The sequence below is a fragment of the Streptomyces africanus genome (assembly GCF_002150735.1).
Taxonomy (GTDB): Bacteria; Actinomycetota; Actinomycetes; order Streptomycetales; family Streptomycetaceae; genus Streptomyces; species Streptomyces africanus.
Window position 1 is genome coordinate 1 of sequence record NZ_MUKA01000398.1, and the last position, 9,805, is coordinate 9,805.

Below are 9,805 nucleotides of genomic sequence, written 5' to 3' on the forward strand. Positions count from 1 at the left end.
GGTGCCCGTCGGGGACGACCAGGTCGAACGGGTCGTCGAGCAACGGCTGCTGGTCGAACCGCGTGTCGCTCAGCGGCGGGTTGTGCGGGGTCGACTCGACGATCGCCAGGTCGATGTCACCCTCGAAGAGGAGGTCGAAGCTCTCCGGGACGCCCGCCTCGGTGATCCGTACGGACAGCCGGGGGTACCGCTCCCCCAGCCGGGCCGCCATCGGCGCCAGCAGGACCGAGATGGCCACGGGGAAGCCCGTCACGCGCAGCACACCGGACGGCGCCCCGTGGTCGGCCCGCAGATCGAGTTCCGCCTGGTCCCAGCGGGCCTGGATGGCGTCTGCATGCGCCAGCAGGCTCTCGGCGGCCGGAGTCAGGCGGACCCCGCGTCCCTGCGGCTCCAGCAGGTCGACGCCCAGGTCACGGGCGAGCTGCCGGATCTGCTGGGAGGCGGCGGACGGGGTGAAGTGCAGGGCTCGGGCGGCCGCGGTGACCGTGCCGTAGTGGGCGACCGCCCTCAGGACATGCAGCCGGCGCAGGTCAATCATGAAGGCCACGCTTCACAATGACGTCCACAAAGTCAACCTGGACGTGTACGGAGTCTCGGACGCACCCTGGCTGTGTCGCGACGGTCCACCAGCCACGGAACACGAGGAGTCAGAGACATGACCAGCACCACCGGCACCGTCTGCCCGCACTGCGGCTGGCCGGACGGAGGCGAGCCGTTCCAGGTGCTGTCCCGGCACGCCACCGCGACGGGCCGCACGGAGTGGACGCGCTGCGGCTGCGGCTCGCTGCAGGTCCGGGTCGTCGACGGCTGCGGCATGCGCGTCGTCTCGCGCAGCAGGCCGCCGTCCGGGTCCGCTCCGGCTCGGTCCGGCACGGCGCGCCACTGAGCGTTCAGGCCGGGCCGTGCCGGGCCAGCCGCTCCCCCAGCGGGCTGCGCCGGTAGAGGACGTGGCGGCCGTCGCGGGCGCGGGTGACCAGGCCCGTCGCGTGCAGGACCCGCAGATGCTGGGACACGGCGCTCGGGGTCACGCCGAGGCGCCGGGCCAGCTCCACTGTCGCCAGGGGCTCGGCCAGCAGCCGCAGGAGGGTGCTGCGGGGTGCGCCGAGCAGGGCGGTGAGGGCGGAGGCGTCCGGCTCGGGCTCCGGTTCCCACAGGGTGGCGGCGCCCCGGCCGGGGTAGGCGAGCATCGGCGGTTCGGCGGCGCTGACCGGGGGCGCCGGCTGGTGCGCGAACAGCGACGGCACCAGACGCAGGCCGCGACCGGAGCCGTCCACGTGGTGGCGTCCGCGCATCCGGTCGACGCGCAGGACGCCGTCGTCCCAGCGCAGGTTGCGGTGCAGGTCGGCGAAGAGCAGCCGGGCACCGCCGGTGGCCAGCTGACGTGCCCGGTGGGTGATGTCGGCCTCCAGCACGAGCCGCATCCGGGGCCAGTACGGCAACAGCGCCGACTCCCAGTAGCGCCGCAGGAGGGCGCACAGCTCCTCCAGCAGCTCCGCGACGGCTGCGTCACCGGGCGCGGTGACCGCCCGCAGGGCCGGCGGCAGGGGCCCGGGCGCGTGGGCGGCGAGCAGGTCGCGGCGTACGGCCTCGGCGGGTGTGGCGCGTACGACGGCCAGCTGCTCGTCGAGAGCGGGCGCGAAGGACTCCGGCCTGGGGGTCAGGAAGTCGGGCAGGGCCAGGGTGTCCCCCACCAGGGCCGCGAGCAGCCGGGCGTCGGCCGGGTCGAGGTGCTGGAGCACGGCGGCGCGCCACCGGACGTGCAGGGGGTAGAGGGCGGGGGCGCGCAGGGCACGCAGGCTGCCCATCACCTCGCGCAGGGGCGAGATCGCGAAGCGGGTGTCGGCGAGGTCCGCGGCGTCGAGCCGGAAGCTGATCATTGAGGCCCTCGCTACATCCTTTGGCAACCGCCCTGCCATGGCGTGGACTTCGGCCCATGACGGATCACGATCGACGGCAGCCTACCGCGCACCCGGGCGCGAGTCCCCGGGTGATCCTCGCCCTGGCGCTCGTGTGCGGCGCGGCCGTGGGCAATGTCTACTTCCCGCAGGCCCTCAGCCCGCTGATCGCGTCCGGGCTGCACGTCTCGCCCGACGCGGCCGCCGGTGTCGTCACCGCGACGCAGTTCGGCTACGCGGCCGGGATCTGCCTGCTCGTGCCCCTCGGCGACCGCCTCCCGTACCGCCCGCTGCTGGTCACCCTCCTCACGCTCACCGGCCTCGGGCTGTTCGCGGCGAGCGCCGCGCCGGGGCTGGTGCCGCTGGTCGCCGCCAGTGCCCTGGTGGGGGTGACGACGGTGGCGGCGCCGCTCGCCGGGCCGCTGGCGGCCGGTCTGGTGCCGCGGGAGCGGCGGGGCGTCACCGGCGGAACTCTGCTGAGCGGCTCCCTCGCGGGCATGCTGCTGTCGCGCACCGCCGGCGGCGCGCTCGGCGAGTGGCTGGGCTGGCGGGCCCCGTACGTCCTGGCCGCCGTGCTGTCCCTGGCGGTGGCCGCGCTGTCGGCGCGCCTGCTTCCCCGGACGTCCCCGCCTTCCTCCCAGGGCTACGTCGCGCTCCTGGCCGAGCCGCTGCGGTTGCTGCGCACGGAGCCCGGACTGCGCCGGTCCTGCCTGTACCAGGCCCTGGTGTTCGCCGGTTTCTCCGCCGTGTGGACGGGTGTGGCGCTGTTGCTCACGGGTCCGGTGTACGGCAGGGGCGCGGGGGCCGTGGGGCTGCTCGCCCTGGTCAACGCGGTGACCATGGTGTGCACGCCGGTCGCGGGCCGCCAGGTCGACCGGCGGGGGCCGGACGCGGTCAACCGGGTGTGCTTCCTGGTGGTGGGCGCCTCGGCCGCGGTGCTGGCACTGGGCGGTCTTGGCGGTGCGGCGGGAGTGACGGCTCTGGTCGTGGGCACGCTGCTGCTCGATGTCGGCATGCAGTCCGGGATGGTCGCCAACACGGTGCGGATCCAGGCACTGCGTGCCGAGGTGCGCAGCCGGCTCACCACCGCCTATATGACCTGCGCGTATCTTGGGGGCGCCGTCGGCTCGTGGCTGGGTGTGCGGGCGTACGGCGGCTTCGGGTGGCTCGGGGTGTGCGCGCTGGTCGCGGCGCTCACGGCCGTGGCCCTCGCCCGCCACCGGTGTGCCACCCGCCGTACGGCGGGGAGGTTCCGCCGGACGGCGGCGCCCGGGTCCGGTGCGGCCGGACCGATCATGGCAGCACGAGCCGCCGCGACCTCGCCCGAGGAGACGTCATGACGCATGTTCCGCCCCCGTTCGACCCGGAACTCGCCGGAGCCCTGGAGCTGATCAAGGACATGATCAGCCCGGGTCTCACCCTGGACGAGATCGCCGAGGTGCGCCAGGGCCCTGGGATCCAGCTGCTGGCCGATATGGACCTGACGATGGGCGGGACGTTCGAGGTGGAGGACCGGCAGGTGCCCGGGCCGCAGGGCGAGCCCGACATCTCGCTGCTGATCTGCCGGCCGCCCGCTCCGGCGAGCGCCGGGCCGCGCCCCGTCATCTACCACGTGCACGGCGGCGGCATGGTCATCGGGAACAACCGGGTCGGCGTCGACGTCCCGCTGGCGTGGGCGCAGGCGCTGGACGCGGTGGTGGTGTCGGTGGAGTACCGGCTGGCGCCCGAGCATCCGCATCCCGCGCCGATCGAGGACGTGTACGCCGGGCTGCTGTGGACGGCGGACCACGCCGCCGAGCTCGGTGCCGATCCCGAGCGGATCGTCATCGCGGGCGCGAGCGCCGGTGGCGGGCTGTGCGCGGCCCTGGCCCTGCTCACGCGGGACCGCAAGGGGCCGCAGCCCATCGGGCAGGTCCTGCTGTGCCCGATGCTCGACGACCGCAACGACACGCCGTCGACGTACCAGATGGCGGGCCTCGGGGTGTGGGACCGCACCGCCAACGAGACCGGCTGGACGGCGCTGCTGGGCTCGCGGCGAGGCGGCCCCGACGTACCGGCGTACGCGGCACCGGCCCGTGCGGAGGACCTGACCGGGCTGCCCCCGGCGTTCCTCGACGTCGGCTCCGCGGAGACCTTCCGGGACGAGGTCGTCGCCTACGCCTCGCGCATCTGGCAGGCCGGCGGCGTGGCCGAGCTGCACGTCTGGCCCGGCGGATTCCACGGCTTCGACGGCTTCGCACCCCAGGCGGCGCTCTCCCAGTCGGCGCGGGCGGCGCATCTGAAGTGGCTGCGGAGGCTGCTGAGCGCGTGACGGGCGGGGCCAGGTGCGTCGGCCACGGCCGGAGCGCTCGGGCCGCCACCGGCGATCGGGGCCCGTTCGGCGGCCGGATGCCGCACCATGGGCCTATGAAAGAGCTGGCCGGGCGCCTGACCGCGCTCGATCCTGATGCCGGTGCGGCGGTCCGGGTCATCGCCTACTTCGATGGCCTGGCCGAGTCCAGGGCCGGTGTGGAGGCACTCGTACGCGGTGCCGCCGTGCTGGCCGGCTGCCCGGCCCGGCTGGTCGACCCCGAACGGCGCGTGCACGTACGCGTGGAGCCCGACGGCACGCGACGGGACACGGAGGCGCCTCCGGACCCCACCTGGCCGTCCGCCCGGCTGTCCCCGCACGGCACGGCGGCCCTGTGGCTGGAGCGGGCCGGTGCGGCGCGCGGCACTGTGCCCGTGCCCGCGAGCCGTACCGGGTCGGCGTCCGGCGCGGCGAGCGCGCACGCTGGGGGGTCGGCTCCGGGCATGGTGGAAGCCGACCTTGGCGCGTCGGCACCGGGCGTGGGGAAAGCGGACGTTGGCGGGCCGGCATCGGGCATGGGGAAAGCCGACCTTCGCGCGTCGGCACCGGGCGTTGTAAAAGCGGACCGTTGTGGGTCGGCGCCGGGCGCCACGACAGCGGACCGCGCTGGGGCGGCGTCCCAGGTGGCCGACACCGACCGTGGCGGGGTGGCGGCCCACGTGGCCGACATCGACCGCGCCGGAGCGGCGTCCCACGCGACCGACACCGACCACCCCCGAACGGCACCCCACACGACCGACACCGACCACCCCGGAACGGCGCCCCACGCGGTCGAGACCGAGCGTGGCGGGGCGGCTGCCTACGCCGAGGACATCGACCGTGGCGGGGTGACCTACGGCGTGGCGGGGACCGGCCGTACCGGGGCGGCGCCCGACGGCGTGACAGCGGACCGCGCCAGGGCGGCATCCCACCCGGTCGACACCGATCACGCCGGGGCGGCGGCCCGCAGGGGTGGCGGCGGGCACGCCCGGGTCGCGTCCAGTGTGGTCGACGCGGTGATTCTCGAGCGGGCCGCCGGCGCGCTGCGGCTCGTGCTCGACCGTACCCGCGGTCGGGTCCCGGCCGACGATCCGGCGCTGGTCGAGACCCTGCTCGACGGCACGGCCACGGAAGCGGCCCGGCTGCATGCCGCCCGCCGCCTCGGCCTGGACCCCGCCCTCCCGGCCCGGGCTCTCGCCCCGCTGAACGAGCGGCCGCGGGTCGTACCCGCCGGGGCGGAGGCCGACGGGGTCGTACGGCTCGGCGTGGGGCCCGCCGTGCCCGTGCTCGAACTCCCCCGGTCGTGGGCCGAGGCCCGTACCGCCCTGCGGTTCACCGCCGACGGCACCCCGCGGGACCCCGGGCCGCGCGTCGTGTACGCCGAGGAGCTGGGCGGCATCGCCCTCCTCGCCGATCTCGTCGTGCCCGGCGCCGAACCGCCGCCGGACGTGCGTGCCCTGGAGGCGGCCGCGGCGAGCACACCCTGGCTGGCGGCGACCCTGCACGCGGTCGCGTCCACGGCGAGCTTGCGGGCGGCCGCCTCCGAGATCAACGTCCACCACTCGACGCTCCAGGACCGGCTGGCCCACGCCGAGCACCTGCTCGGCTGGCCGGTGCGCACCCCGCAGGGCCGGCTCCGGCTGCAACTGGCGCTGGCGATGCGGCACCTGGCCCGGCCGTAGAGCCCGGCCTCAGCCGCCGCCGTCCGGCTGGGAGAGACTGTCCGGGCGCCGTCCGGTACGAGGTTCAGGAGCATGAGGCATGAGCGTGCAGCGGTATCCCCTGGCCGGGGTCACGGTGGTCAGCCTGGAGCAGGCCGTGGCCGCGCCCTACGCCACCCGGCAGCTCGCCGACCTCGGCGCCCGTGTCATCAAGGTGGAGCGGCCGGGCGGCGGCGACTTCGCCCGCCGGTACGACACGACCGTGCACGGCCACTCCAGCTATTTCGTGTGGCTCAACCGCTCCAAGGAGTCCCTCACGCTGGACCTGAAGGATCCACGGGGCCGCGAGATCCTGCACGAACTCCTCGACGGCGCCGACGTGTTCGTGCAGAACCTCGCCCCGGGCGCCGCCGGCCGGCTCGGTCTGGACGCCGCCACCGTCACCAGCCGCCGCCCCGGTCTGATCCCGTGCACGATATCCGGCTGGGGCACGACCGGCCCCTGGGCCGACCGCAAGGCCTACGACCTGCTCGTGCAGTGCCAGACTGGTCTGGTGTCCCTGACGGGAACCCCGGAGGGGACCGCCCGGACCGGGATCTCCGTCGCCGACATCGCCGCCGGGATGTACGCCTACAGCGGCGTCCTCACGGCCCTGTACACCCGCGCCGTCACCGGCGAGGCCCACCCGGTGGACGTGTCCCTGTTCGAGGCGCTGGCGGAATGGATGGGCCAGCCCGCCTACTACACCCGGTACGGCGGCACCCAGCCCCCGCGCCTGGGCACCCAGCACGCCACCATCGCGCCGTACGGGACGTACGAGGCCGCCGACGGCAAGGAGGTGCTGTTCTCCATCCAGAACGAGCGGGAGTGGGCGGCCCTGTGCGCCGAGTTCCTCGGCCGGCCGGAGCTGGTCGGCGACCCGCGCTTCGCCACCGCCTCCGACCGCGTCGCCCACCGCGAGGAGCTCAACGCGATCGTCGCCGCGCGCTTCGCCCGCTCCGGCTCCGCGGAGATCCTCAAGGACCTGGAGGCCATCGGCATCGCCTGCGCCGGGGTCAACGACGTCGCCGCGTTCCTGGACCACCCGGTGCTGGCCGCCCGCGGCCGCTGGACCGAGGTCGGGGTGCCGGGGGCGACGGTGGAGGCCCTGCTCCCGCCGGCCGACCTCGCGGGGCTGTCCGCCCGGATGGACCCCGTACCGGCGGTCGGTGAGCACACCGGGGCGATCCTCGCCGAGCTGGGCCGCACCGACGAGGAGGTGTCGGCCCTGCGCGCGGACGGCGTCGTCTGACGCCCCGGCCGGCAGAACCTACCGGGACCCGGTGACCCCCTCCGCCTCCTCGGCCTCGGCCTCGGTCTCCTGCTTCTTCGAGGCCCGCAGGCTGGTGAACGTCGTCACGGCCAGCACCAGCACGATGAAGCCGAGCGAGAAGGGGATGCTGATCTCGGGGACGTGGACGCCCGACTCGTGCAGCGCGTGAAGTACCAGTTTCACGCCGATGAAGCCCAGGATGATCGACAGGCCGTAGCTCAGGTGGACCAGCTTCTTCAGCAGGCCGCCGATGAGGAAGTACAGCTGGCGCAGGCCCATCAGGGCGAAGGCGTTCGCGGTGAACACGATGTACGGGTCCTGCGTCAGGCCGTAGATCGCGGGGATGGAGTCGAGGGCGAACAGCACGTCGGTGGAGCCGATCGCGAGCATCACGACCAGCATCGGCGTCATGATCCGCTTGCCGTTCTCGGTGATGAACAGTTTCGTGCCGTGGTAGCGGTCGGCCACGCCGAAGCGCCGCTCCGCCATCTTCAGCAGCTTGTTCTCCTGGTACTCCTCCTCGTGGTCCTGCTTGCGGGCGTCCTGGATCAGCTTCCAGGCGGTCCAGACGAGGAACGCGCCGAAGAGGTAGAACACCCAGGAGAACGCGGAGATGATCGCCGCGCCGGCCGCGATGAAGCCGGCCCGCAGCACCAGGGCCATCAGGACGCCGACCATCAGCACCCGCTGCTGGTACTGCGAGGGCACCGCGAACTTCCCCATGATCAGGACGAACACGAAGAGGTTGTCGACGCTCAGCGACTTCTCCGTGATGTAACCGGCGAAGAACTCGCCCGTAGGCCCGCTCCCGCCGAAGTACCACAACCCCAGCCCGAACAGCACGGCCAGGACGATCCACACCACCGTCCACGTCCCGGCTTCCTTCACGGACACGTCGTGCGGCTTGCGGCCAACGAGGAAGTCGACGGCGACGAGCAGACACAGCGCTGCCACGGTGAGCAGCCACACGGTGGTCGAGACGTTCACTGATGCTCCTGTGGCAGGTGTGGGGAGGGGACATCGTTGTCCGTCGTGGCTGATTTCCGCCACACCTGACAGGTGAACAATGGATCACAGTTGCGCGTGCAGCGCTTCCAGGACGTCCTGGTCCGTCAGCTGGTCGAAGTTCTCGTACCAGAGGCCCACGGCCATGAACGCGGCCGGCTGGTACAGGCAGATCACCTCGTCGGCCTCGGCGCGCATCAGGTCGGCCGCCTCCGGGGAGCACACCGGCGCCGCCAGCACCACCCGTTCGGGCGCCTGACGGCGGACGAATCGCAGCGCGGCCCGGGCCGTGGAACCGGTCGCCAGGCCGTCGTCGACCACGATCGCGGTGCGTCCGCGCAGGTCGGGTGCGGGGCGGCCCTGCCGGTACAGCCGTTCGCGGCGGCGCAGCTCCGCGCGCTCCCGCTCGATGACGGGCGCGAGGGCGGCCTCCCTGAGGCCCAGATGGCGCATGGTGTCCTCGTCGAGGAGCGGCACCTCGTCCCCGGCCATGGCGCCGACGCCGAGCTCCTCCTGGAAGGGCGCCCCGATCTTCCGTACGACGAGGACGTCGAGCGGGGCGTCCAGCGCCGCGGCGACCTCGCGCGCCACGGCGACCCCGCCGCGGGGCAGGGCGAGGACGAGGGGATCAGGCAGCGCCCCCTCCCTCTGCCGGGCACGCAGTGTTTCGGCCAGTTCCCCGCCGGCCTGCCGGCGATCATGGAACCGCATGACGGTCACCTCTGCTTCCCGCACGGAGAGGGCCCTTCGCCGATCCGGCTCCCGCGTACCCCCGGCCCACCGGACAATGCGCACCTTCCGGGCCTCGGTCACACTCGGAACGCGGGGTGTTTCCGGCCGTGCGGCGCAGGCAACCCGGGGCCGTGCACGGCACGGACCGTACGCACGGGCACCGCCCCCTCCGCACCACCGGTGCAGCGCACCGGGGCACTGAGCAGAATCCGACGCGACGGGAGCACCCGGATGACCACTGCCCCTCCTCATCCGCAGCCCGCCCGGCCGGGCCCGCGCATCGGCGTGCTCGGCTCGTACGGCGGCTTCAACATCGGCGACGAGTCGATCCTGACCTGCGTCCTGCACTGTCTGCGCGCCCAGCGGCCCAACGCCCGGCTGGTCGTCTTCAGCCGGAACGCCGAGCACACCCGGGCCCATCACCCGGGCGCCGACGAGGTGGTGGACTGGGAGGGCGTCAGCCGCCACCAGGTCCTGGACGCCCTGGCCTCGCTCGATCTGCTGGTCCTGGGCGGCGGCGGGCTCCTCTTCGACGGCGAGGCGCGGCGTTATCTGCGCCTGGTCCGGGCCGCCCAGGAGCGCGGCATCCACACCTTCGCCTACGCCATCGGCGCCGGCCCGCTGCGCGAGGCCGACGACCGGGAGGCCGTGCGCACGGTGCTGGCGGACATGGACGACATCGTGGTGCGGGACGAGGAGTCCAAGCTGGTGCTGGAGGAGGTCGGTGTCGAACGCGACGTCGTCGTCACCGCCGACCCGGCACTGCTGCTGGAACCGGAGCCGTTCACCGACGAGATGATGCGCCACGAGGGCGTGCCCACCGACTCGCGTCTGGTGGGGATGTCGGTGCGGGAGCCGGGCCGGGCGGCCG

9 protein-coding genes and 2 pseudogenes are annotated in these 9,805 nt (G+C 74.0%); 7 read left to right on the forward strand and 4 right to left on the reverse strand.

Translation table 11 applies throughout. From position 1 onward, the window contains the following. Positions 1-538, reverse strand: a 538-nt coding sequence (locus CCL05_RS37345; protein ID WP_143590005.1) for a LysR family transcriptional regulator, incomplete at its 3' end; no start/stop codon positions are given. 117 nt (positions 539-655) lie between these two features. On the opposite strand from CCL05_RS37345, the gene CCL05_RS37350 reads away from it, so the two are divergent. After that, positions 656-886, forward strand: coding sequence for a hypothetical protein (locus CCL05_RS37350; protein WP_086565077.1), 231 nt, complete (start codon positions 656-658; stop codon positions 884-886). 4 nt (positions 887-890) lie between these two features. Here the strand turns inward: CCL05_RS37350 and CCL05_RS37355 are convergent, their stop codons facing one another. After that, positions 891-1,877 (reverse strand): ArsR/SmtB family transcription factor, encoded by a 987-nt coding sequence (locus CCL05_RS37355; RefSeq protein ID WP_086565078.1) that lies wholly within the window; start codon positions 1,875-1,877, stop codon positions 891-893. Between the two features lie 56 nt (positions 1,878-1,933). Between CCL05_RS37355 and CCL05_RS37360 the strand changes: the two genes are divergently transcribed. The 5 genes and pseudogenes from CCL05_RS37360 (at position 1,934) to CCL05_RS37380 (ending at position 7,176) form a co-directional block, all read left to right on the forward strand. After that, positions 1,934-3,235 carry an MFS transporter gene (locus CCL05_RS37360; protein WP_244204537.1) on the forward strand — a complete coding sequence of 434 codons (1,302 nt, stop codon included), beginning with the start codon at positions 1,934-1,936 and terminating at the stop codon, positions 3,233-3,235. Next, positions 3,232-4,206 (forward strand): alpha/beta hydrolase, encoded by a 975-nt coding sequence (locus CCL05_RS37365; RefSeq protein WP_086565080.1) that lies wholly within the window; start codon positions 3,232-3,234, stop codon positions 4,204-4,206. Before CCL05_RS37360 ends, CCL05_RS37365 begins: the two co-directional genes overlap by 4 nt. 95 nt (positions 4,207-4,301) lie before the next feature. Further along, a pseudogene (locus tag CCL05_RS46670) lies at positions 4,302-4,605 on the forward strand (helix-turn-helix domain-containing protein); the annotation flags it as partial. Between the two features lie 614 nt (positions 4,606-5,219). Continuing rightward, positions 5,220-5,906 (forward strand): annotated as a pseudogene (locus CCL05_RS46675) (helix-turn-helix domain-containing protein); the annotation flags it as partial. A gap of 79 nt (positions 5,907-5,985) precedes the next feature. Next, on the forward strand, positions 5,986-7,176 hold the full coding sequence (locus tag CCL05_RS37380) for a CaiB/BaiF CoA transferase family protein (protein ID WP_086565081.1): 1,191 nt from the start codon (positions 5,986-5,988) through the stop codon (positions 7,174-7,176). Between the two features lie 18 nt (positions 7,177-7,194). On the opposite strand, the gene CCL05_RS37385 is transcribed toward CCL05_RS37380, so the two are convergent. Both CCL05_RS37385 and CCL05_RS37390 read right to left on the reverse strand, forming a co-directional pair. Continuing rightward, a complete protein-coding gene (locus CCL05_RS37385) occupies positions 7,195-8,184 on the reverse strand; it encodes a TerC family protein (RefSeq protein ID WP_086565082.1) in 990 nt (329 codons plus the stop codon). An 84-nt stretch (positions 8,185-8,268) separates the two neighbouring features. Further along, positions 8,269-8,913: a phosphoribosyltransferase gene (locus tag CCL05_RS37390; RefSeq protein ID WP_086565084.1), complete on the reverse strand. Its 645-nt coding sequence runs from the start codon at positions 8,911-8,913 to the stop codon at positions 8,269-8,271. A gap of 252 nt (positions 8,914-9,165) precedes the next feature. On the opposite strand from CCL05_RS37390, the gene CCL05_RS37395 reads away from it, so the two are divergent. Further along, a partial coding sequence (locus CCL05_RS37395) for a polysaccharide pyruvyl transferase family protein (RefSeq protein ID WP_208641703.1) occupies positions 9,166-9,805 on the forward strand: 640 nt, incomplete at its 3' end.